The organism is Syntrophaceticus schinkii, assembly GCF_000946815.1.
GTDB lineage: Bacteria > Bacillota > DSM-12270 > Thermacetogeniales > Thermacetogeniaceae > Syntrophaceticus > Syntrophaceticus schinkii.
In genome coordinates this window covers 1-22,522 of sequence record NZ_CDRZ01000232.1, presented here as the reverse complement: position 1 = coordinate 22,522, position 22,522 = coordinate 1, and the positions used below count along the sequence as shown (strand labels likewise).

Annotated in this window: 21 protein-coding genes, 1 tRNA gene and 2 pseudogenes; all 24 read right to left on the bottom strand. The window is 46.9% G+C overall.

The genetic code is table 11. The annotated features are described in order from the left end of the window. Positions 1 to 19 precede the first annotated feature (19 nt). The 24 genes and pseudogenes from SSCH_RS08660 to cmk all read right to left on the bottom strand — a co-directional run bounded on the left by SSCH_RS08660 (position 20) and on the right by cmk (position 22,192). A complete protein-coding gene (locus tag SSCH_RS08660) occupies positions 20 to 1,861 on the bottom strand; it encodes a hypothetical protein (protein ID WP_044665115.1) in 1,842 nt (613 codons plus the stop codon). Between the two features lie 2 nt (positions 1,862 to 1,863). After that, positions 1,864 to 2,982: a glycosyltransferase family 4 protein gene (locus SSCH_RS08655; protein ID WP_052835493.1), complete on the bottom strand. Its 1,119-nt coding sequence runs from the start codon at positions 2,980 to 2,982 to the stop codon at positions 1,864 to 1,866. A 56-nt stretch (positions 2,983 to 3,038) separates the two neighbouring features. Continuing rightward, positions 3,039 to 3,115: transfer RNA gene (locus tag SSCH_RS08650), tRNA-Pro, on the bottom strand. A 145-nt stretch (positions 3,116 to 3,260) separates the two neighbouring features. Continuing rightward, a complete protein-coding gene (locus SSCH_RS08645) occupies positions 3,261 to 4,469 on the bottom strand; it encodes an aspartate kinase (protein WP_044665113.1) in 1,209 nt (402 codons plus the stop codon). Between the two features lie 38 nt (positions 4,470 to 4,507). Further along, on the bottom strand, positions 4,508 to 5,410 hold the full coding sequence (thrB, locus tag SSCH_RS08640) for a homoserine kinase (RefSeq protein WP_052835494.1): 903 nt from the start codon (positions 5,408 to 5,410) through the stop codon (positions 4,508 to 4,510). A 28-nt stretch (positions 5,411 to 5,438) separates the two neighbouring features. Further along, positions 5,439 to 6,503 carry a threonine synthase gene (gene thrC / locus SSCH_RS08635; RefSeq protein WP_044665111.1) on the bottom strand — a complete coding sequence of 355 codons (1,065 nt, stop codon included), beginning with the start codon at positions 6,501 to 6,503 and terminating at the stop codon, positions 5,439 to 5,441. Further along, positions 6,500 to 7,813, bottom strand: a complete 1,314-nt coding sequence (locus tag SSCH_RS08630) for a homoserine dehydrogenase (protein ID WP_044665110.1) — start codon at positions 7,811 to 7,813, stop codon at positions 6,500 to 6,502. Before SSCH_RS08630 ends, thrC begins: the two co-directional genes overlap by 4 nt. Positions 7,814 to 7,945: 132 nt before the next feature. Further along, positions 7,946 to 9,428, bottom strand: a pseudogene (gene spoIVA / locus SSCH_RS08625) (stage IV sporulation protein A). A 306-nt stretch (positions 9,429 to 9,734) separates the two neighbouring features. Next, positions 9,735 to 10,316 (bottom strand): glycerol-3-phosphate 1-O-acyltransferase PlsY, encoded by a 582-nt coding sequence (gene plsY, locus SSCH_RS08620; RefSeq protein ID WP_044665109.1) that lies wholly within the window; start codon positions 10,314 to 10,316, stop codon positions 9,735 to 9,737. Positions 10,317 to 10,334: 18 nt separating this feature from the next. Continuing rightward, positions 10,335 to 11,300: a ribosome biogenesis GTPase Der gene (gene der, locus SSCH_RS08615; protein ID WP_332306922.1), complete on the bottom strand. Its 966-nt coding sequence runs from the start codon at positions 11,298 to 11,300 to the stop codon at positions 10,335 to 10,337. After that, entirely contained in the window at positions 11,290 to 11,664 is a 375-nt protein-coding gene (locus SSCH_RS22375; RefSeq protein ID WP_332306918.1) for a GTPase, read from the bottom strand. Before SSCH_RS22375 ends, der begins: the two co-directional genes overlap by 11 nt. Next, on the bottom strand, positions 11,661 to 12,995 hold the full coding sequence (locus SSCH_RS08610) for a DUF512 domain-containing protein (protein ID WP_052835491.1): 1,335 nt from the start codon (positions 12,993 to 12,995) through the stop codon (positions 11,661 to 11,663). Before SSCH_RS08610 ends, SSCH_RS22375 begins: the two co-directional genes overlap by 4 nt. A 46-nt stretch (positions 12,996 to 13,041) precedes the next feature. Continuing rightward, entirely contained in the window at positions 13,042 to 13,992 is a 951-nt protein-coding gene (locus SSCH_RS16650) for a DUF3189 family protein (RefSeq protein WP_052835490.1), read from the bottom strand. A gap of 9 nt (positions 13,993 to 14,001) precedes the next feature. Next, positions 14,002 to 14,127: a capping complex subunit for YIEGIA gene (locus SSCH_RS21885; RefSeq protein ID WP_408645718.1), complete on the bottom strand. Its 126-nt coding sequence runs from the start codon at positions 14,125 to 14,127 to the stop codon at positions 14,002 to 14,004. Between the two features lie 77 nt (positions 14,128 to 14,204). Then, positions 14,205 to 15,092 (bottom strand): YIEGIA family protein, encoded by an 888-nt coding sequence (locus SSCH_RS08600; RefSeq protein WP_044665108.1) that lies wholly within the window; start codon positions 15,090 to 15,092, stop codon positions 14,205 to 14,207. Between the two features lie 9 nt (positions 15,093 to 15,101). Then, complete coding sequence (gene spoIIP / locus SSCH_RS08595; RefSeq protein WP_052835489.1) at positions 15,102 to 15,866, bottom strand: stage II sporulation protein P; 765 nt, start codon at positions 15,864 to 15,866, stop codon at positions 15,102 to 15,104. A gap of 134 nt (positions 15,867 to 16,000) precedes the next feature. After that, positions 16,001 to 16,348, bottom strand: a complete 348-nt coding sequence (locus tag SSCH_RS16645; protein ID WP_156972201.1) for a hypothetical protein — start codon at positions 16,346 to 16,348, stop codon at positions 16,001 to 16,003. Beyond that, positions 16,317 to 17,036: a DUF1614 domain-containing protein gene (locus SSCH_RS08590; protein WP_232294314.1), complete on the bottom strand. Its 720-nt coding sequence runs from the start codon at positions 17,034 to 17,036 to the stop codon at positions 16,317 to 16,319. Before SSCH_RS08590 ends, SSCH_RS16645 begins: the two co-directional genes overlap by 32 nt. 67 nt (positions 17,037 to 17,103) lie before the next feature. Further along, a complete protein-coding gene (locus SSCH_RS08585) occupies positions 17,104 to 17,574 on the bottom strand; it encodes a YhcN/YlaJ family sporulation lipoprotein (RefSeq protein ID WP_044665106.1) in 471 nt (156 codons plus the stop codon). 178 nt (positions 17,575 to 17,752) lie between these two features. Further along, a complete protein-coding gene (gene mobA / locus SSCH_RS08580) occupies positions 17,753 to 18,289 on the bottom strand; it encodes a molybdenum cofactor guanylyltransferase (protein ID WP_052835487.1) in 537 nt (178 codons plus the stop codon). A 285-nt stretch (positions 18,290 to 18,574) separates the two neighbouring features. Beyond that, on the bottom strand, positions 18,575 to 20,038 hold the full coding sequence (rpsA, locus tag SSCH_RS16640; protein WP_052835486.1) for a 30S ribosomal protein S1: 1,464 nt from the start codon (positions 20,036 to 20,038) through the stop codon (positions 18,575 to 18,577). Between the two features lie 57 nt (positions 20,039 to 20,095). After that, positions 20,096 to 20,801, bottom strand: a pseudogene (ispH, locus tag SSCH_RS16635) (4-hydroxy-3-methylbut-2-enyl diphosphate reductase); the annotation flags it as partial. A gap of 115 nt (positions 20,802 to 20,916) precedes the next feature. After that, positions 20,917 to 21,504 (bottom strand): lysophospholipid acyltransferase family protein, encoded by a 588-nt coding sequence (locus SSCH_RS08570; protein ID WP_044665105.1) that lies wholly within the window; start codon positions 21,502 to 21,504, stop codon positions 20,917 to 20,919. A gap of 4 nt (positions 21,505 to 21,508) precedes the next feature. Continuing rightward, positions 21,509 to 22,192: a (d)CMP kinase gene (gene cmk, locus SSCH_RS08565; protein WP_052835483.1), complete on the bottom strand. Its 684-nt coding sequence runs from the start codon at positions 22,190 to 22,192 to the stop codon at positions 21,509 to 21,511. Positions 22,193 to 22,522 lie beyond the last annotated feature (330 nt).

The following is a 22,522-nucleotide window of genomic DNA, read 5'->3' as shown; positions in this document are numbered from 1 at the left end:
TTCAAGTGGCCTCATAAAGTCAAGAACAAAGACACCTCCACATAATAAACCTATAATGATAAGGCCAACCAGGATATTTTTTGGGCGCACCCGAATCCCGAATAATCGCAGAAAGGTATAACCAAAAGCAATCAATGATGCTACAAAACCGCCGAAATTGCTCCCCCACCAGGGACGCTCCCAGAACAACCAGCACAGAGAGGAATAGAGCACCGGCTAACAGATACTGTACAGTCAAACGCTTTTTTAAGCGAGTGACTAAGAGTGATACCCCGATAATGGTAGCCCCCATCATAACCCCCATATACTCGTTACCGATCCCATAAAAACGCGCTCCGCCCATAGGATCATAGCTTAACACGGAAAACCTCTGTAAATGCCCTCCAGATATTGTGTCGATCAAAAGAGCGATAACTGTAGCCAAGCAGAGAAAGATTAAGGAGTCATAATTTTTGTCCCTGGCCAGCCAGATGCTTATCAAAACTAATACAATATTGATCACCAAACAGAGCGCTAAATATAACCAAAGGTCGGTAATGTCTGTTAGGCAAACCAGCAGCAAGGTTAACGGTACCGCAATAAGTCCAAGCAGCAAGGGGCCAAGACAATTCCCTTTTCGCGGGTCAAAAACCAGAAAAAAGAGAATGCTGGCCAGTACTATAAGATGAAGCAGCACATAGCCTTTTACCAGCGGAGCACGGAGATAAGATGCGAAAACTGTGCGCTTTTCCACTTTTTGCATTATGGCAAGGTTATTTTCCTCAGGCACAACATGCCAGGACCTGCCGATATAAAGTGGGTCAGGGTCGGCCTGTAAAAATGCACCGATGCTGGGAGCGATATCTAATAATGTGATAACCCCTGGCTTTCTGGTGGTCGGGGTGGAAAGCAATCCCTCTTCCAGCCCTTTCCCTTGGGCACCTATAAAGCCAAAATACCGTTTCTCGCTGTTTTCCTCAACTGTAGGTATTGTTGTTGCGACAATACAAAGGCTTTGTGATAAATCAGTTTTTTCCATCAATAATCCGATAAAATCGTCATACTCACGTAATATCCTTTCCCTCTCCTGTATATATACGCGGGAGGTAAGATTCGTTCTTTTATACTCGAGGCGGACAAGATCACCCAGATCGATCACCATAAAATCAGTTTGTGGTTGAAGCTCAAGGAATATTTTATTAAGCTTGGTGTAATTTGTGCGATGTCCCAGGGGATCAACGGGATCATAGGTAAGTACTTCTTCAGAAACATTTCCGCGGTCAATTATCCCTTTGCGGTCCATAGCGATTAAGGCTGCAGAACGATTGCTCAAAGGAACTCCTGGCAGATCCGAGTTGCCGATGACCGCTGTTTTAAGCCCTTTGTTGTGCAAAGCATCTCCCAGAGCACCTGGTTCCGCTCTGTTTTGCTCCTTCTCATTTGCCCACTGGATAGATGGCAGATCTAAAACAACAATATTACCCCGCTCAGGTGTGATCCCTGTTCGTGCCTGAAAGAGCACCGCTGGATCCTCACCGCGGACATTTTCCCGGGGACCAAAAACGAGGGGTTCTGCACCGGAGCTCAAGGCGACACGTCCGGCACTGATGGTTACGGCAGCATTCTGCCTGTTGCGCGCCCCAGCAGTATTGGTATTCAGGAGAGCAATACCTCCCTCTCCAAAAAAATTATGAAGATTGGTTAATTCCGTTCTGTTTAAATCGTCAGGGTTTAAATAATCACAGATAACAAGAATTACCTTGCGTTGACTTGACTCACCGGAAGCCAAGGCAGGTGCCGGCAGCAAAAAGAATAATATTACCGGCAGCAAAAAGAATAATATTTTAGTTTTCAAGAAACTATTGAATCTCTTCTCTGGCATTATTAATCCTCTCGTAAGACCATTCTATAGATTTCCCTGGTTCTCTCAATCATGTTGCTGCATGTAAAATATTGTACCACTATTTCCTTCCCCTGGCTCCCTAAAGATGCAGCCATCTCTCTGTTTTTCAGCAGAACAACCAAAGCTTCAGCCAGGGCCTCCGGATCCCCCGGAGGCACCAGGAGGCCTGTCTTCCCAGGGTGGATAATCTCCGGCAGTCCCCCCACAGCACTGGCTACTACAGGACGACCTGAGGCCAGGGCCTCCAGACAGAATATGGACAGCCCCTCCCTGAGTGATGGGATTGCAGCTATGTCAAATAACGGCAGGAGAGAAGGAATATCGCGTCTAAAACCATAAAATATTACTCTCTCTTCAATTCCCAGCATTCTGGCTTGCTGCTGTAAAGATTCCCGCTCCGGTCCATCCCCCACTATTAAAAAATAAACCGAGTCATACTCTTTGTCAATAAGATATGCCGCTTCCAGAAGATATTTAATGCCTTTTGTTGGTTCCAGACGAGCCACAGTACCTATAACTGACATATTATCAGGGATTCCCAAAGTACTTCGCGATATACCACCTGATGGTAAAAATTGATCGGTATCGATGCCATTATAGATCACAGTCATCTTCTCCTGAGGAAGCCACATTTTTTCCAATTCACATTTTATGGCTTCTGAAACAGTAATAGTATGGCTGACCGATATTCTCATCAAAGAGGACTGCAGGGCGCAGAGGAGAGTGGAAAACGGTGAGGTTGTATTGTGCATGTTATGAATCGTTGCCACTACTTTCCGACAGCGAGCAAGCAGGGCAGCGGCCTGCCCCATCATTCCCGCTCGAACACCATGGGTATGCACTAAATCTATTTTTTCTTGGCGTATGATCTGGGCAAGAGAACAGATCACCCTCCAGTTTTGTAGAGGATTGCAGTTCTCATCAAGCTCTATCACAAATGTCTTGCGGGTAAAGGGACGTAAAGCCATAGATAAATCACTGGAAGCAGGTGCAGCAAGGTAAAGGTCAAACCTGTCCTGTTCCAGTCCCTGAAACAACGTTTCCAGGTGCTTTTTCATGCCTCCTTGGGCGGGTCTGATCACATGAAGGATCTTCGTCAATAAGATGCCTCCAAAAATAAAAATGCGAGGTGTCATTTCTCCTCGCCCAAAGAAGATGGTCAGAGTGGCGGGACTTGAACCCGCGGCCTCTAGCACCCCAAGCTAGCGCTCTACCAAACTGAGCTACACCCTGAACAATATTTAGATGTCTTACTTATTGTAGCCTCACCTGTTTTCAATGTCAAGTCCAGGCAACAATTTGTCGCCTGGGATGCACCGGGGATAGTGGCTCTGACATTTATGGCAATAAATAAGTAAATTACTCAAGCCTGACCCCGTTATTTGAAAAATTCGGCATGCAGGGCGCCCACTGCCTTGATCGCCTGGTCCTCTTCGATGATACAGGATACCTTGATCTCGGAGGTGCTGATCATTTCAATATTGATGCCCTGTTCAGCCAAGGCTTTGAACATATTTGCCGCTACCCCCGGATTGGTGATCATACCTGCTCCCACTATGGAGACCTTGGCCACGCGGTCATTATAGACAAAACCAGATGCCTCAATTTCCTTGACGATCCTCTCCACTACGGGGAGGGCCTTTTCCAGATCACCGCGGGTTACGGTAAAGACGATATCGTTCCTGTCATCACGCACCCACCCCTGGATGATCATATCCACATTAATCTGTTCTCTTGCCAAAGTACGAAAAATATTCCTGGCGATACCTGGGCGGTCAGGAACGTCAAATATACCGATTTTCGCAACATTTAAGTCATGAGCAACCCCACTGACAGGGTGACAACTTTCCACTGATGCAACCTCCCCTACAAGTGTCCCTTCACATTCATTGAAACTCGATCTGATCAACAGAGGGACTGAATAATTTTTAGCAAACTCCACTGCGCGTGGCTGCAGGACCAGTGCCCCCAGACTGGCTAATTCCAGCATCTCATCATAAGAAATATAATTTAGCTTTACGGCTTTAGGAATAATCCTGGGATCAGCTGTATAAACACCGTCGACATCTGTATAAATCTCACAGAGATCCGCTTTCAGAGATGCAGCAAGGGCAACAGCAGTTGTATCTGACCCCCCACGGCCGAGGGTAGCGATTTCCCCGGTTACTGTCATCCCCTGAAAGCCGGCGACAACCACGATCTTGTCCTGATCCAATTCCTGTCGAACCCGCTCCGGATCGATGTTTACAATACGTGCTTGCATATGGGCATGATCAGTTGTTATTCCGGCCTGATATCCGGTCAGAGAAACAGCCTCATGCCCCAGTTCGTTAATTGCCATAGCCAATAGAGCAATGGAAATTTGTTCACCTGTGGTCAGGAGCATATCGATCTCACGGCTATGGGGAGATGCAGTAACCCTGTATGCCAGGTCAATCAATTCATCTGTGGTGTCCCCCATTGCAGAAACAACCACAACAACTCGGTTGCCCTTTTGTTTAGCCCTTACAACACGCCGGGCGACATTTCTAATTAACTCAGGATCCGCTATTGAGGAACCTCCGAACTTTTGCACAACGATTCGCACGAATAAGCCTCCCCCAACTTGATTGATCAATTCTTATTTTATAATATATAGCTTCCTGTTAAGCAAGGTTCCAGCTGCAGAACCCGTGCTGTTATATTTTTAGATTGAAAAACATCGGCAATCGCTCTCCCGGCATCACAGTCAGGAGGAGTTAAAGCAACCACAGTGGGGCCTGCCCCACTTAAAAAGGCTCCATAGGCACCGCTTTCCAGGGCAGCTGCAAACACATCAGCCAACCCAGGCACAAGCTGACACCTGTAAGGTTGGTGCAAGCGGTCATGCAGGGCTACCCTGAGCAAATCCCAATCTCCTTCCCGTAAAGCTGTCACCAACAAGGCAATCCGCCCTAAATTATAAACGGCATCTTGCAGAGGAACATATTCCGGTAAAACACTCCGTGCCTCAGCTGTCGATATGCTGAAATCAGGAATAACCGCTGTAATCCCCAGCCCTTCCCTGGGGATCAAACGGGAATAGATACAGGATTCCTCATCTTTGATAACAACTACTACCCCACCCAGAAGAGCAGCAGCTACATTATCTGGGTGCCCCTCGATCTCTACAGCCATCTGTAAAATATCTTGATCTGAGAAGGGGCTTTCCGCCAAAGCATTAGCTGCTACCAGACCGCCGACAATGGCCGCGGCACTGCTTCCTAATCCACTCGCCAGAGGAATTTGGTTTTCCAAACAGAGTTTAAATCCATGATCACTGTAACCGGCGCTATACAACAGAGAGGATACAGCCCGGGCAGCGAGATTGCTGCTGTCCCGGGGAAGTAAAGACTCTCCCTCCCCTTTCACTTCTATTATCTGGCAGTCACTCTCCATCTCCTCCAGGACCACAGTATTATACAGGTTCAGTGCCATGCCGAGAACATCAAACCCTGGCCCTAAATTGGCTGTTGAAGCAGGTACTTTAACTATAACCTGTTTACCCATCTTTAAGTCACCTGTTTTTTTAGTTTTATTAGAGAATATCATAGCTATTTAAGATCTCTAAAACCGCATCTTCCTGCGCTGGAATCACCTTGGGCTTTAAGTGACAGGTTTGAATAGCAGTATCAGGGTCCTTTAAGCCATGCCCTGTCATAATACAGACAACCCGCGCTCCCGGCTTGAAGAAGCCTTCCTCCACCAGTTTAACCACCCCAGCCACAGCAGCGGCAGATGCCGGTTCCACAAAAAGCCCCTCAGATCTTGCAATCAACTGATAGGCGTCAACAATTTCCTCATCTGTGACTGCATCGATACGTCCCTGTGATTCCTCGATAGCTGTCTCGGCTTTTTTCCAGCTGGCCGGATTGCCGATCCTGATGGCTGTGGCCACTGTACGGGGTTCCGGAACAACCTCACCTCTGACTATCGGAGCAGCACCGGCAGCCTGAAAACCGATCATTACAGGTGTTGAAGAGATACATCCCGCAGCCTTGTATTCTTTAAATCCCTTCCAGTATGCTGTAATATTGCCTGCATTCCCTACAGGAAGAGCCAGGTAATCCGGGACAAAGCCAAGTTGGTCACAGACTTCGAAAGCACCCGTTTTCTGCCCTTCAATCCGGTGAGGGTTGAGAGAATTAACCAGTGTGATCGGGTGTTCCTGGGTGATCTTGCGTACAAGCTGTAGGGCAGCATCAAAATTGCCCTTGATTGCGATCACCTCTGCTCCGTAGATCAATGCCTGGGCTAGCTTCCCCAAAGCAATATAGCCATCTGGCACAAGAACAATACACTTGATCCCTGCGCGAGCGGCATAGGCCGCAGCTGAAGCGGATGTGTTGCCGGTTGAAGCACACATCACCGCTCTGCTCCCACTTTCTACAGCTTTGCTTACTGCAAGGGTCATCCCGCGGTCCTTAAAGGATCCGGTAGGGTGCTGCCCTTCAAATTTCAAAAATAGTTGAATTTTAAGCCTTTCCGAAAGACCTGTCGCAGGAAGCAAAATGGTGTTCCCCTCATGAAGAGTTATGATAGGTGTTTGATCTGTTACAGGTAAAAAAGAACAATAAGCATTAATTAACCCTTTCCAGTTCATGATTTTGGCTCCCCCTCAACACGAATAACATTTTCAACAGAACCTACAGTAGACAGCCCCTTTAGTACAGCAAGGGCATCCTGCATATCCTGCTCCAAAACCTTATGTGTAATCAGCACGATCTCAGCCATTGTCTCATCTTTAACAATAAGGGTTCTTTTCTGAATCACTGAAGCAATGCTCACCTGGTGATCCCCCAATACCCCTGCGATACCGGCCATAACCCGGGGCTTGTCCTTCACAATGAGGCGAAGATAGTACTTAGTGTGAATATGGCCGATGGGAAGGATCGGCTTGTCTAAATAACAGCTGCAGGGGAACCGGCCGCTGCTGCCGCTTTCCAGATTGCGAACTATCTCCATGACATCACCCACAATAGCACTGGCTGTGGGCATTTGTCCCGCTCCCTTCCCGTAAAACATAGTCTCACCTACGGCATTCCCACAGATATAGATGGCATTGAAAACACCCATGACCGCTGACAGTGGGTGCTGCTGGGGCAGGAAGGCAGGATGAACTCGTACCTCGACTTCCCCGTTATGTTCCCTGGCAATGGCCAGCAGTTTGATCACATATCCCAATTCCTGCGCATAGTTAACATCTTCAGGGGCGATCCTGGTGATCCCCTCCGCAAAAACATTTGCCGGAGTGACCCGGGTATTGAAAGCAATTGAAGCTAAAATGGCGATCTTTCTGGCGGCATCATCTCCCTCAATATCTGCAGTGGGATCAGCTTCAGCATATCCGGCCTCCTGAGCTGCCTGAAGAACTGTAGAAAATTCCACATTCTCTTCGCTCATCCGGGTCAAAATGTAATTTGTGGTACCATTGACGATCCCAATCACTTCTTCAATTTTATTGGCTGCCAGATTTTCTTTCAAGATGTGAATTACAGGAATGCCTCCACCGACACTTGCTTCAAAATAAAAATCGGCTTTTCCGGCAGCAGCGGCTTCAAACAGCTCTCTGCCATGTGCAGCTACAACATCTTTATTCGCAGTAACAACATGTTTACCCTGGCATAAGGCCTGCCTGATATATGTGCGGCCTGGTTCTATTCCTCCCAAAAGCTCAATAACAATCTGGACTTCGGGGTCATCTAATATTTCTTCAATATTTTCCGCCAGGACCTCCGGTGGTATCCCCAAAGAGAAGGCCTTTTTTTGATCACGCTCCAGGATTTTTTTGATCTCCAGCCTCTTGCCGGTCCGCTGAGAAATCTGAAGTTCATTTTCCCGAAGCAGTTTGTACACCCCTGATCCGACAGTACCCAAGCCAAGCAGCCCAATACCGATAGAAGAATCCTTCATTGATATCCTCCTATATTCATAATACACTCTTAGAAATATAATACCGAAACCTTTCGCTCCTGCAAATGTCAACTCCTGCTTTTTCTACAGAAAAATAAAAAAACGGTCATTGGTTTGACCGTTTTGAAGAAACTAAATGATGATACAGATCAGGCCGCCACTTCCCTCATTGACAATCCGCTGCACCGTCTCCTGCAGCTTCTCCTGGGCGTTATCCGGCATACGGTGAAGTTTATTTTGAATGCCCTCCCTTACTAAATCGTGGAGCGATTTGCCAAAGATATCCTTCTTCCATATTTTGATGGGGTCATCCTCGAATTCCTCCAGCATGTAGCGGACTAGTTCCTCACACTGTCTTTCTGTACCGATAATGGGAGTTATCTCTGTTGTAATATCTGCTTTAATGATATGGAGAGAGGGAGCACTCGCCTTTAACTTGACACCAAAACGATTACCCTGCCGGATCAGTTCGGGCTCTTCCAGGATCATATCATCTAAACTCGGGGCTACCACCCCATACCCCAGTTCCTGCACTTCTTCCAAAGCCGGAGCCATTTTTTCCAATTCTGATTGTGCTCTTGCTGAGATCCCGCAGCAGCCTCAGGATATCATGCTCCCCACTTACGATGAGCCCGCTTACCTCCTCGAGCACTCTGAAAAAAAGGCCCTCCTGAGAATGGAGCTCTATATCAGCAACACCTGTACCCAGGTTCATCTCCTGCAGCAATGCTGCTTCCACGAACTCACTTTCTCTGATTTTTTCAACGGCTTGATCGATATCCCGCAGCCTATTTACACCGGCTACAGCTTCTTTGATCGCCTGCTCCAATTCTGATCTCAGCCAGTGATCACTGTCCAGTTCCTCGATCCAGAGAGGCAATTTGATATTGACCTCCTGGACCGGGAATTCATAAAGGGCCTCCTGGAGAATGTTCAGGATATCGTCATAAGACATTTCGGCACAATTGATAGACAGAACGGGTACATCATACTTTTCCTCCAGGTTCTGTGCCAGTTCGATCGATTCATAAGCCTCAGGATAAAGAGTGTTGAGTACAACGATAAATGGCTTGCCCAACTCCTTTAATTCCTCAATCACGCGCTCTTCGGCATCCAGATAATTATCCCGAGCAAGATCAGTTACAGAACCATCAGTAGTAAGCACGATCCCGATTGTAGAATGATCCGCAATCACTTTTCGTGTTCCGATCTCTGCTGCCTCTTGAAAGGGTACAGCCTCGTCAAACCAGGGTGTCATCACCATGCGAGGCCCGCCCTCTTCCTCCTCATAACCAAGAGCACCATCAACAGTATAACCAACGCAGTCAACCATTCTCACTTTCATTTTGAGTCCATCCCGGATGACTATTTGGACGGCCTCCTGAGGTATAAATTTCGGTTCCACAGTCATAATCATCCTGCCGGCCCCACTCTGAGGCAGCTCATCCACTGCCCGCTCTTTGTCATTGGTGTCTTCAATGTTCGGCAGAACTAACAGTTCCATCAAACGCTTAATAAATGTTGATTTGCCGGTCCGCACAGGCCCAACCACACCCAGGTAAATGTCTCCACCTGTTCGCTCAGCAATATCCCGGAAGATATTGAGATTTTCCATGGGCAACCCCCTCCCTATTCTTTTTTATGCAAGACAATCCGTATTCATGCCAAAAAATTGATCATGTCAGGTACTACTTGTTTCGGATAATTATCATTTATATTATTTATATGCCAGTCAATAATTGGTATTACAAGGAAGGGGAGTTTTTCAAAAACAAAAAGCGGCCTTTGTTAAGCCGCTGAGGTTGTGCCCAGGTGACACTCACCTGCTTGATTTTTCAACGAAAAACAACCAACTACCAACCATCAATTGGACCTCCGACTTCCGGCGTCGGACTTCTACTCCCAGGCGGCACCAGCTGTTCTACCAGAAGCGAATACGAGATTCAGTACCCGCCTGCAGCCGCCTGATATTCGGCAAGTGTCTGATGACTACAAGAATAGGTGCGGGTACAGCAAAGATAAAATAGACCCAGGGCACACGCAGAATCAATGCTATGATGGGCACAGCAATTGCAGCAATAATTGATCCCAGAGAAACATATCCAGATATAAGAACAACAAGCACCCAAACAATAAATGCAATAAATACGACCCACGGCATCAATGCTATAAGCACCCCGGCGCCGGTGGCAACCCCTCGGCCTCCACGAAAACCAAGAAAAACCGACCAATTGTGGCCGACCATAGCTGCAAGCCCTGCTCCAACACCCCAAGCAGGGCCGAAGATATTATTTACTATCAATACAGGAATAAAACCCTTGGCAACATCACAGAAAAGCACAAGTAAACCCAATTCGGGCCCCAGAATACGAAAGGCATTGGTAGCCCCGATATTCCCACTGCCGCGGCTACGCAGGTCAACACTTTTTCTCCTGCCGATCAGGTAGCCACAGGGAATGGACCCGATCAGATAACAGATCAGGAGCATCAGAACAACACGCATAATTTCCCTCCCCCTTTTTTAATTTGCCGGAGAGCGTTTTCGTCCCCGGAAGATAAGCCTGATTGGTGTCCCCTCATAACCATATGCCTCTCTAAGCTGCCGCTCCAGGTAGCGTTTATAAGAAAAATGAACCTGCTTTGGATTGTTCACAAAAAAGACAAATACCGGTGGTTTTGTGGCAACCTGGGTAGCATAGTAAAACTTAAGACCCCCCTGTTGTGTTGCCGGGGGAGGATTCAAGAAGACAACCTCGCTCAACCAGGAATTCAGGTTTCCTGTGCTGATCATTTTGTTCTGTTCACTGTGTACAAAATCCACCTGGGAGAGGATCCTCTCTAACCCTTCCCCAGTCAGAGCGGAAACAAAATGCACAGAAGCATAAATGAGAAAACTCAATTCCGTGCGGGCCAGGTTCTCAAAGACTCGTCGCCTGTTCTTAATGTCAGCCGTTAAATCCCATTTGTTGATTATTATTATAACTCCTTTCCCCATTTCTTCAATATATCCTGCAATTTTCTTATCCTGTTCTACAATACCTTCTGTGGCATCGATCACCAAAAGAACCACATCTGCCCGATCGATGGCCCTCAGGGCACGCTGCACTCCATAATACTCTATGCCCCTGGACACCCGACTGCGTCTCCTGATCCCCGCGGTATCTATGAGAGTATAAGAGCGATCATCTATCAGAAATTTAGTATCAATGGCATCCCGTGTTGTTCCTGGGACATCACTGACGATGACCCTCTTTTCACTGAGCAGGGCGTTAACCAAAGATGACTTCCCCACATTTGGCCTGCCTACAACAGCAATCCGTACACCTTGATCATCATCATCATCCTCAGGCAATGTCTGAGGAAGCAGAACAGTGATTCGATCCAGAAGTTCATCGATATTCAAACCGTGCAGGCTGGATATAGGAACAGGATCACCCAACCCTAATTTATATAATTCGTAGATGTCCAGCTGTTTTTTAAAATTCATCAACCTTATTAGCAGCGATAACAGTATTTTTATTACTCTTCAACAGAACTTGGGCAACCTGAAGGTCCTTTGTGGTAGGCCCCACCTGCGCATCCACCACTAAAACTATCACATCAGCCTCCTGTATAGCTGTTGTCACCTGCTCCTCTATATGCTCACGAAAATCAGCATCCTGCAGGAAAAGCCCTCCCGTATCGATCAGGGTAAAGGTGTGGCCGTCCCATTCCACATCCCTGTAGATTCTGTCCCGGGTGACACCCGGGCGGTCCGCCACAATAGCAGACCTACCACCTGACAGGCGGTTGAAAAGAGTGGATTTTCCGACATTTGGCCTCCCCACCAGGGCAACAACCGGTTTTCTCATAAGCGAACTCCCCCTAACATGCAAATATGCTCTACCAGTGCAGCGGCAGTTGGATCAAGCAGGTGAACAGCACACCCGCTCCTGTGTTCAACCTCTCTGACATCCAGTCCATCAAGAAATAGAGATGTGCCTTTGCGAATAAGGATACGGGGCAGCAAAACATCCTCCCCTTTAATATCTCTCAACCCCCAGAGCAGATCCTGTCCGGTTAAAAGGCCGGTTACTGTTATCCTGGGACCAAAAAAGGTGCTGGGAATACTGATCAGGTTCACATCCAGATTTTTGATCAACCACAGCCGCCTGATCACCGGCAAAAGGACACGACCCCCATCCTGGGAGGTAGCGATGAACAGACGGCGCTGCCTGCGCGCCTTTTTCGGTAAAAAACGCCTTAATTTTTGAAAATCCTCATAAAAGAGTCTCGCCGGCCCGATCCCATTCTCTAACTGGGGAAAACCGTCGTATTGTTCATATGGTGGAAAGGGATACCTCGCTTTCAGATAAAACTCATCAGCCAGGTAAACAAACGAAACCCCGTATTTTTTGCAGAATGCTTGCTGAAAATTACCTAATCTGCTGATCAACTTCCTGCTCTCTGTTGGTGTTATAGACCGCAAATAGGGAAGATGCTGCCGGAACTTGGTCAGCCCGACCGGCACGATCCCCACAGATGCCACATGTGGCCAAAAAGCAGCTAAATCACTGATCGTTCTCTCTAAAATAGCCCCATCATTCCAGTCTGGACAGAGCACAACCTGAATGTGCATCTTGATCCCTTCTTCAGCAAACCGAGAGATCATATCCAGAACAGGTGCGTGTCTTTTTAAACCCAGCATCCTCCCCCTCAGCTCCGGATCTGTGGTGTGTACTGAAATATAGAGTGGGCTCAGCTTTAACTTGAGAATGCGGGAGATCTCATTCTCTTGGAGGTTCGTCAGAGTGATGTAATTCCCATGTAAGAAGGACTGCCTGTAGTCGTCATCCTTTTCATAAAGAGTGGAACGCAGGTGACCAGGAAGTTGATCTACAAAGCAAAAGATACATTTGTTGCGGCAGTGTTTCACTCCATCAAAACAATCTGTGGAAAATACCATACCCAGGTCGGTGTCATAGCCCTTGTTGATCTGATAGGTGACAGGTTGCCCATTTTGCCGGCGGATTTTCAAATTAAGGTTTTCTTCAGCGCATAAATACCTGTAAGCAATAAGATCCCGCGGGCGGATCCCATTTACAGCGAGCAGTTGATCACCTCTGTTGATATTGCAATAGGCAGCAGGCGATCCAGGGACAATGCTTTCCACAATGATACCGGATTTTTTACAGATTTTCACGTTATTAGCTCCATCTTTTTTAACCATTATCATTTAGCAGAGTAATTTAGTCAAGAATTCCTTCCAGTAATGAGGTTTTGATGACATATGCTTCCTGGCGTCTTTTTTCCACAAATCCTCTTAACAGCAGCTTTTCCAGCCAACATAAAACTCCTGACTTACTAGATAAAAAATTTCGTAGCTTGCCAATACCCTTTAACAATAAAGAAGTGGGTTGTTGTAAGTAAACAATGCATAAGGAAAGCTGAGGGATTTTCATGAGAGTTCGAGTTTCCCTTAAAGTCCGTGCCATGATCTCCGGTTCTCTCCCTGCACCAACCAGATAAAGTTCATAATTATCGGCTTTTCCCAGGTACTGCAGTGTTCCCAGCTCACCGGAAAACTCAAGACTTGTTATCCAGTTAAGCAGTTCCAGATCACCGATATCCGGATTAAGGTGCAGTCCTGCCAACAGCAGGGATAGCCGGTCATGTGCCGGACAGATATAAAATAAAAAACGACGTTCCGGAAGTGACAATGTGCACCTGCTCGGCGCAGGGTTCTTTTTAACAGTTTTAAAAACATCAGCTGCGATCTCCGCCAGAAAGGGGTAGGCTATTTTGGTCCCATAAATCACAATCGGCCGGCCCAGGGAAACCAGGTTCAGGCCCCTGGAGAGAAATCCTCCGATGACCATCAACGGATTGACGGGAAAAGTTGTGTCAACAGGGTAGATCTCTTCCCCACAGTCAAATAACTCAGCAATATTATGCAAGAATATAGTTGTATCAGGGCCAGCGGTACGTTTTCCCAGAACAAAAACTTCATTCCCCAAGACATCTCGCCCGATAAAGCGTAAACGCCCATGTGTTACAGGTTGATACTCATCATAATATGGAACTCCCAGGAGTTCAGCTGTATTAGCAACTCTCTTCCTGGGCAAGATGCCCAGGTGGATTCCCGCCGCAGTTACCGAAGAGTGTGAACCACCATAACAGTGGTAAATTATCTTCGCCATAAATAACTCCTAGTGGTTGACAATAACCAACACTCCGTTTCCCACGTCGTGAATCATTCCATTCAAAATTCTGCTCAGATAAAGCGCAATTTTTTTCTTGTTCCTCCTGGGAGGAGGCAATAAAAACAGGCGCACCCCCAAAGACCAACTGGGAATCCTGGGCTATGACTGCTAAGATCACTTTTTTTAGTTCTGTTTTCACAACGACCACCTTAATCTGATGCAATCCGTCCTGCCTGCGTATCCAGGGGTTTCCTGGATGCACTCTCCAACACAGGAGTTCTTTCGATAATATTACGAAGGCATTCGAAATCCTTTTCCAGGGGTAGTATAAACAGACCAAGCGCCCCTGTATCTATATTTTTCCTGGCCAAGGGCGTAAATTCCGGCTCTCCGATTTCTCGTTTAGTTCCCAAAAGTGCCGCAGCGGTATGAAGAATTGCCTGGCGCTGTCCTATATTATGGAGGATGGCTCTGCCATTATCATCCTTGGGTTTAATAAGCACTGCCATCCCTTCTGCCATTATTTTTTCCCTTGCGGGAGCAAACCCGATATTCATAATAAAGATATCTTCAACCATCAATATAGGCCCTTGAAAATGCAGTCGTGCTGCAGCAACTTCCGCAATATCCCCCACCACTCTGCCGGTTTTAAGGAACTGGAATGCTGTAATGATGATCATTGTGGCTACTATGGCAATGAACCAACCCGACCAAATAATCACCCCGCTGATAATGACTGCTGTAAATATTGTTAGATAATTCCTCGCTTCAAATGTCCTGGCAATCCCTTCAATATAATCGATGCCGCGGGGTACTAGTTCTGTTTCCTCCAGTTTTGTCAGGGTCTCTCTTTCCATGTTTCTTACATTTCTGAATTGTTCGGCAGCCAGAGCCAAAAATGTTACAGCTGTATACTGTTTGATCAGAAGGGCCGGAATGAAGACCGCTCCAATTAAAGCAGCGATGGACCCGAGTGCAATGTGTGTAATTATATCGTGAGGATAAGTGGGGTACTGCCTGTAATCAAGGCGCAGCATAAATAACCTGGCCAAGACTCCTGCGGCCAGGCCTCCGATAATACTTGTATGGTAAAGCATTACTTTCGCTTATTCCTTTCTTTTGATCCTGGAAAACAAATTGCGTATTTGATCAACAGCCCCTTCAACACTTCCGGTATTCATATATAGATAGCCTAAAAGTGCCGCGGCCACCAGGAGAACGCCCCAAATAACCGCTTTCCAAGCGCCGCGGCTTTCAGGTGCAGTAGGTATCGGAGCCTTAGGACTGACACCTAATACAGAAGGAAGTGCTTCTGCAAACAGGGCAATACCCCGCTGTGCAGCCTCACGGTAATTGGTATGGGCACCGACCTCAATAAGCATGGAGCGTGGAGCTAAATCCTGGTTGAAATCACTCTTGGCTATCAGAATACCTTGAACAACATCGGGATGCTTTTTGTCTACAGCGGCTTTAAGCTGTTTTGCAAATTCCAGATTGGCATGAAAGTTTGGATTCGTTCTCCCTACAACAAACTTGACCCTGGTGATATCCTGCCCCTTTACACTTGTTGCATAAACCTGAGGCGGTACTGCATCGCGGTGTATGTCAAAAAGAGCTAAGGGCTTTTTTTGCAGCAGTTCCGCCGCAGTGCGCCGCGAGCGGTAGTAGGCATTGACATCATGTGGGTCATGCGGTCGCAGGCTATGATTAACTGTAAAACCAATATCACGCAGCTTTTTGTCAAAAACTTTCCCTACTTTAAAAATGCCGCCGTTAGCATAAATGCTGTCAGTTCCGTCAGATGGGACATAGGATTCATCACTGTGAGTGTGATAGATCCCGATAATATGGCTGTTGCTTCTGCCTATCAACTGTGACCAGATAGAGTTTTTAGGCGGTAGACGTCAACTTTGCTTCGGCTTCTTCTCCTACAAGGCGGGCATGAGCGTAATCCCCTTTTATCGATGTTACTTGATAGCGCATATTTTTTGCAGTAATGAACTCATCACCCTTGCTCAGAATACGAGCGGTACAATCGATGTTTTTTTTTCTGCTCATCGATAATTGTGTAGTAGCCTCCATCGGTGCGCTCGGTCTCCAGAAGGGCGGAGGTCGGAGAGCCGGAAGTCAGATGTCGTAATTTACCAGTAACCAATTCCGCAAAGTCCGCAGCATTTATGACTTCAGCAGCTTTTTCATCAGTTGCTGATGCCGTCTGGGCGGCATGGGTGTCCCGAAGACCAATTGCCGGGTAAAAGATGGTTCCAAGACCCAAAAGCATCATTATCATTATGGTAACCATTATTGCTATAATAAGATAACTAGTTATTTTCCCCCGTTTCACCTTTTTCACCCTCTTCCTCTTGCTTTGTTTTCATTGGAGATGAAGGTCTCAACCTTTTTAATAATGCCGGTGCTTTACCCCTTTCGGCTGGGCCTCCTTGCAGACGCTCCCTGGTTTCTCCGATAAATTCTGCCAATAAAACTGCCAGAAGGCCTGCAATCACAATGGCATCAAAGGCTCCTCCCCCTCCGATAATCACCGCTCCCGGTATGCCTTGTATCATAATACGCAGGTAAGTATATACATCAAAGAGGAGAATACCCATTGTAGCAGCGATAAACGCACTGCGTCTTGACCTGCCTATTACATAGGCAACGATGCCACCTACTAACGGGTAGAGATAGATGGGACCCATAAACATGCTCTCCGGTTCCGCGTTAAGGAATCGCCCCGCCAGATAGATAGCTGCCGCAGTTACAATAATCCCAATCGCGGCTCGCAGTTTCTCTATATTGGTGGTCCTGGCTATCAGATAACCTGCTAAAATTATAGGAACCAAGGCTCCTCCAACATTGAGAGAAGCCTCAATTCGCGGCCCCCGCGGGAGAGGAATATTGATAAAACTTCCGATAATTAGCGCTGCTATAACCCCCAGGGCTGCTTTATCAGAGAGCTTTAATTTATCTAAAACTCGCTGGGCAACTCCAAAATAGATCAGCAGTGAAACAATTAAAAGTATTATTGTTCCCAGTGGCACCCGTGGCAAACTGCCCAACTCCTTCCCACAACTAAATCAGGAAAAAGCCTGGTAAATAACCAGGCCTTTACCTCATTTTTGGTTCTATTCTTCGTCCAATTTCACTTAGTTCCCTCGAAAAACTCGAAACAGGTTTCCCTTTGTTGATCCCATCGGCAACCTTTCGCAGACGGGTAACAAGGTCAGGATCAGCAGTTACATTGACGGTTTTTAAACTGGGTTCTGCGGTTGTGACTCGCCTGGCCACTTGATCCTTCACTCTTTTGCTTGCTGCACCTTCTCTAGTTTCGAGATCCAGCCCGATAAATGCTGTTTTACCTGAAACGACAACTACAGCTTTTCGAACACCTTTTATTTGTGTGGCTTCCCGGGCAATCCTGTCTGCTCTCTGCTTATCCGGTGTCATCTTCGTCCTATCTGTTGGTGTGGGTGCAGTTTTTGTAGGGCGTGGTGCAGGTTTACGAGCCGGTGTGCATCCAGTGATCAGACAGGTGCTAAGAAACAGGGTTAGCAAAAACCCAACTAACAGTTTTTTCAAAATAATCACCCCCTTCCCTCATTAAAGTTTCACATTGCAGGGCTTTAAATACCTGTTAAGATTAACCATGCAGAAAATAAAAAAGACCCGGCATTCCGCCAGGTCTTGCCCTTTATTACAGTATTATTTTTGTTGTTCCATATTTAGGGCTGTATGGAGGTCATCTCGCGTATTGATATTAAAAAAAATTCATCCCCCCACCAAACTCCAGCAACTCTTCTTCCAGGATATATTTAATTCTAATCAAGGGATAAAAAGACTTTACCTGGTATTTATCTTCCATGAGAGAATCCTCAATAGGTTTAATGCATGTTTTTCTATAGACTGCAGCCAGCGGTTCCGGGTACCCGTTGATCACAGGGACCACAGCATCATCACAGGCAGCAATCTGTTCAACCAGGTAACGCACAATATCATTATTGATAAAGGGCATATCACAGGCCATCACAAAATTCAGGTCAAACGGGGAGGAGATTAAACCCGCATGAATCCCGCTTAAGGGACCCTTTTTGGGGATGATATCCATGACCATTTGTACCCCAAGCATCTTATACTGCTCCGGTGTATTAGTCACCAGAATAATTTTCGGAAAAACCGAGGCCAGCACCGCCACTATCCGGTCAATCAACCTCTGGGATTCAATCATGGCCAAGGCTTTGTTTGCTTTAAAGCGTGAACTTTTCCCCCCGGCCAGTATGATCCCTGCAGCATTCATTTAATCACCTCATGATTGAGGCATTGGCACAGGGTTTTCCGCGTATTTTCCACAGCCATACCGCTTGGCACTTACGCAGTTGCTGGCAACATTACAACCAGGATTATTATTTTTTTGATACCTTGACATAATTAAATCTTCCGAAAACCTGCCTTAACTCACTACTCTTGCAGTTGGAGCATCTGACCTTGTCTTTATTCTTTAATTGCTACCAGTTTAGTAAACTCTTCCCCGCAGTTTTTACAGACAAAACTATATACCGGCATCTGTTACCTCCTCCAAGCTTTACTTATGTTCAGCCCTGGTCAACAGATCTCCGAATACCTCCCCCAAGTTGACTCCTACACTGGAACTGGAGGTATGCGATTGCTCGCTGCCTTCCTGATTGTTTCCCTTGTCCTCGGTTTTATTCTCCTGAGCATCTTTAATGCTCAAACTGATCCTTTGATCCTGTTTGTTGATATCCAGGATCTTTACCTTGATCTCATCACCTGCATTTACAACGTCTTCGGGCTTCACCACATGGTAATCCGCCATGCGTGATATATGGACGAGACCCTCAACACCTGGTTCCAACTGAACAAAAGCACCAAAAGAGACCGTCCTCATCACTTTACCTGTAACTATCTCCCCAACATTATAGTTCTCGTCAACTTTATCCCATGGATTGCCTTGAACTTGCTTGAGGCTTAAGGAGATGCGCTTGTTTTCTTTATCCACTGAAAGCACATAAACCTCTATTTCATCCCCTTCTTGGACTACATCACTGGGATGCTTGACACGCCCCCATGATAATTCAGAAATATGCAGCAGACCGTCGACCCCTCCTAGATCCACGAACGCACCAAAGTTTGTCAGATGCCTGACTGTGCCCTTTCTGATTTCCCCGGCCTCAATTGTTTCCCAGAGTTCCTTCTGTGCTTTGAGAAACTCCTCCTGAAGTATTGCTTTCTGGGAAAGCACAACCTTGGCTTTGCTGCGGTCAAACTCGATCACACGCAATCGCAAAATCTTCTCCAGGTATTTTTCCAGGTCGCCGGCATAGCCGCGCTCGATCAGTGAAGCAGGCACAAATCCTCGTACCCCGTGTACATCCACTAAAAGACCGCCTTTAACTACCCGGACAACTTCGCCGGCAAGTTCTGTCTTCTCCTCCATGGCCTTCTCTAGAAAATCAAGGGCCTTGGCCCTGTCTGCCCGCTTTTTGGAAAGGATCAGGTGCCCTTCGTCATTGTCGACTCGAAGGACATAAACATCCAGGACATCCCCCACATTGATGTTTTCCAGAACATCATCCGCATCTTTCAAGGCTAGCTCGCGGCGTGGGATTACTCCTTCTGACTTTCCACCGATGTCAATCAGGACCTCATCATCGCGCACCTGTACAACTGCCCCGCTGATCAGATCCCCCTGCTTGATTTGCCGGGGTGTCCCCAGATCAAGATTCATCATCGCTTCTTGATCCGGTTCAGATAGCTCAGATTCTTCAGATTCTTCAGATTCTCCAGATAACTCTGATGGCTCAGATGGCTCGGATTCCTCGGATTCCTCGGACTGTCCTGACAGCTCTGATGGCTCAGCTGTCTCAGCTTCCTCAGACTGCCCTGACAGCTCTGTTGGCTCACGTGATTCTGATAGTTCCTCGTTTGCCACAGGAGCATCCTCAGCTACTGCTTCCGGGGTAGCATCGGCAGCAGCCTCTACTGCACCTTCCTCTACTTTCTCCATTTCTTCGTCAAACATTGTCATTCTCTCAATAACCTCCTCAATTATCCAATCTGGGGTCGATGCCCCAGCAGTTACCCCCACAACAGATGCTCCACGCAGCATTTCTGGTGTTAGTTCGCCAGCATCTTCGATATGATGCGTTGGCACTTTTTTTTCGACAAATATCCACCAATTGGCATGTGTTAGCACTGTTTTTACCACCGATAACAAACATTACACTGGCTCGCTGTGCTGTCTCGGCGGCTTCTTCCTGTCGTGCCTGACTGGTGTGGCAAATTGTATCAAAGAAACGCAACTCCTGGGACTTGCCCAGCATTTCCCTGGCAATATCAATGTATTTTACCCGGTTTTGGGTCGTCTGAGCCAGAATGCCGACCCTTTTTTTGTCTATTTTCAGCTTTTCCAGATCAGCGAGGGATTGAATCACAACTGCCCCTCTACCTGCCCAACCTAGTATTCCCTGAACTTCAGGATGATTTTCCTGTCCTACAATCACAACCCGGTATCCCTCGCGAACCAGTTCGGCAGCCTGTCTCTGTACCCGTTTAACAAAAGGACAGGTGGCATCGATGAGGCCAATGCCTAACTTTTCTGCCTGTTCAAAGACCTCCGGAGCAGCCCCATGAGATCTGATGAGCACCTTTTGCCCAGGCACAGAGCTTAAGTCCTGGATTACCTCAATCCCCCGTTCCTTTAAAGATCCGACAACATGGGGATTATGGATCAGTGGTCCCAGCGAATATATTTTATCACTCTTCGCCAGAGCATTTTCCGCAAGTTCCAGTGCTCTGCGGACACCGAAACAAAATCCGGCTGTCCGGGCACGTATGATTTCCTTTGTAATTATTTTACCCCTTTCTTATATTTTTTTCGGCAATTATGCATAAATTCCTGCTAAATTAAATCGAATCCTCTAATAATTCCTTTATCTTCGCCATCATTAAATCTGCATCTGCTTGAAGATCTCGCCTTCCTGGCTTGTTGACTGAGAAAGTTGCCCCTACATGAACATGGTAACAGGGAAACAGATTGTTGCCGAAGATGCGCTTTTTTCGCTGCAGGGCAACGGGACAAACAGAAACACCGGCTTTCCGCACAAGAAACGCTGCCCCTGGTAATGGGGGAAGAAGCGCCCCTGTTTTGCTTCTCGTCCCTTCAGGAAAAATACAGACAATCTTCCCTTCATCCAACAGGGACAGTGCCCTCTTGAGGGAGGTCCGATCGATGCGCTGGCGGTCTACTGGAAAAGCACCCAGTTTACTGATCAGGAAACCAAGTACAGGGTAGGAGAACAGGTTACTCTTTGCCATGAAGTGCACCTGTCTTCCCAGTGCACTGCCCACCACAACCGGATCCCAGTAGCTGAAATGGTTTGCAATAACCAGTACAGGTCCCTTCTGTGGTAAGTTTTCTGCACCAAACACTTCCCAACCGCAAAACACGCCAAAGAAAAAACGGAAAAGGCTGCGACAGAAGCGATAAAACATAGCGCTAACCCCCTCCGTAACTTTCCATCATCTTCTCTATTACTTGCTCCACTGTCAAATTCGTACAATCGATGACCACCGCACCCGGGGCTTTCTTTAAAGGCCCGATTTCTCTCTTGCGGTCCATCTCATCACGGTAGGTTAGTTCGTAACAAAGCTCTTTCCTGGTCCATGACTTTCCCGCAGCACGGAGTTCCTTTTCCCGTCGTTTTAGACGCACATCCAATGATGCAGTAAGGAAGAACTTATACTCGGCGTCCGGTAAGACTACAGTGCCGATATCCCGTCCCTCCATGACAACACCATCGGTGCGTGCAAACCGCCGCTGGTACCAGGCCAGACGCTTACGCACGGTCGCTGCAGCAGCTACCTTTGCCACCTGGCTGGATACCTCTTTTTCACGCAAAAAAGGGGAAACATCCTCACCATTACACCAGAGGACGACAGTACCGCTCTTCGTAAACCTAACAAGCGAAAACCGGATATCTTTTACCAAAGCATCCAGTTCCGCTTCATTTTCCACATCTATACCTGATTTTATGGCAAAATAAGTCACCGCCCGGTACATGGCACCTGTATCAACATATAGTAAATTCAGTCTATCTGCCAACTCTCTGGCAACTGTACTTTTCCCGGAACCGGCCGGTCCGTCAATAGCAATATTCGGCTTGCGGGACACATATCTCACTCCCGCATTATTTTAACACAAAATAGAACATCTGGCTAGTTTAGAGTATCTATGCCTCACGGCTAATTCATGATACTATTTACTTCCATATCATCTTGAGTTCGGTTTTTTAAAAATGGAGTTTAGGTTAAATCAATTGCGGTTTTACCGCATTGTCGGCCCGTGAGGTTCCGCTTCGCTCCTTTCGTCGATTCTGAAAGCATAGGAAAACCAGCCATACCATTGCGGTGATGGACAGTCAGTCCCTAATGCCTCTTTGGATACTCGACGGGAATTCTTTTAAATTATACGTTGTCCTTGATTAAGTTCAGTAACGCTTTAAACTGAATT

Bases quoted from the DNA above. Each gene is read 5' to 3' on its own strand.
- SSCH_RS08660 (WP_044665115.1), bottom strand. From the start codon at position 1,861: ATGCCAGAGAAGAGATTCAATAGTTTCTTGAAAACTAAAATATTATTC.
- thrB (WP_052835494.1), bottom strand. From the start codon at position 5,410: ATGGGTAAACAGGTTATAGTTAAAGTACCTGCTTCAACAGCCAATTTA.
- thrC (WP_044665111.1), bottom strand. From the start codon at position 6,503: ATGAACTGGAAAGGGTTAATTAATGCTTATTGTTCTTTTTTACCTGTA.
- SSCH_RS08630 (WP_044665110.1), bottom strand. From the start codon at position 7,813: ATGAAGGATTCTTCTATCGGTATTGGGCTGCTTGGCTTGGGTACTGTC.
- plsY (WP_044665109.1), bottom strand. From the start codon at position 10,316: ATGCGTGTTGTTCTGATGCTCCTGATCTGTTATCTGATCGGGTCCATT.
- der (WP_332306922.1), bottom strand. From the start codon at position 11,300: ATGAATTTTAAAAAACAGCTGGACATCTACGAATTATATAAATTAGGG.
- SSCH_RS22375 (WP_332306918.1), bottom strand. From the start codon at position 11,664: ATGAGAAAACCGGTTGTTGCCCTGGTGGGGAGGCCAAATGTCGGAAAA.
- SSCH_RS16650 (WP_052835490.1), bottom strand. From the start codon at position 13,992: ATGGCGAAGATAATTTACCACTGTTATGGTGGTTCACACTCTTCGGTA.
- SSCH_RS08600 (WP_044665108.1), bottom strand. From the start codon at position 15,092: ATGCTTTACCATACAAGTATTATCGGAGGCCTGGCCGCAGGAGTCTTG.
- mobA (WP_052835487.1), bottom strand. From the start codon at position 18,289: ATGAATGCTGCAGGGATCATACTGGCCGGGGGGAAAAGTTCACGCTTT.
- rpsA (WP_052835486.1), bottom strand. From the start codon at position 20,038: ATGACAATGTTTGACGAAGAAATGGAGAAAGTAGAGGAAGGTGCAGTA.
- SSCH_RS08570 (WP_044665105.1), bottom strand. From the start codon at position 21,504: ATGTTTTATCGCTTCTGTCGCAGCCTTTTCCGTTTTTTCTTTGGCGTG.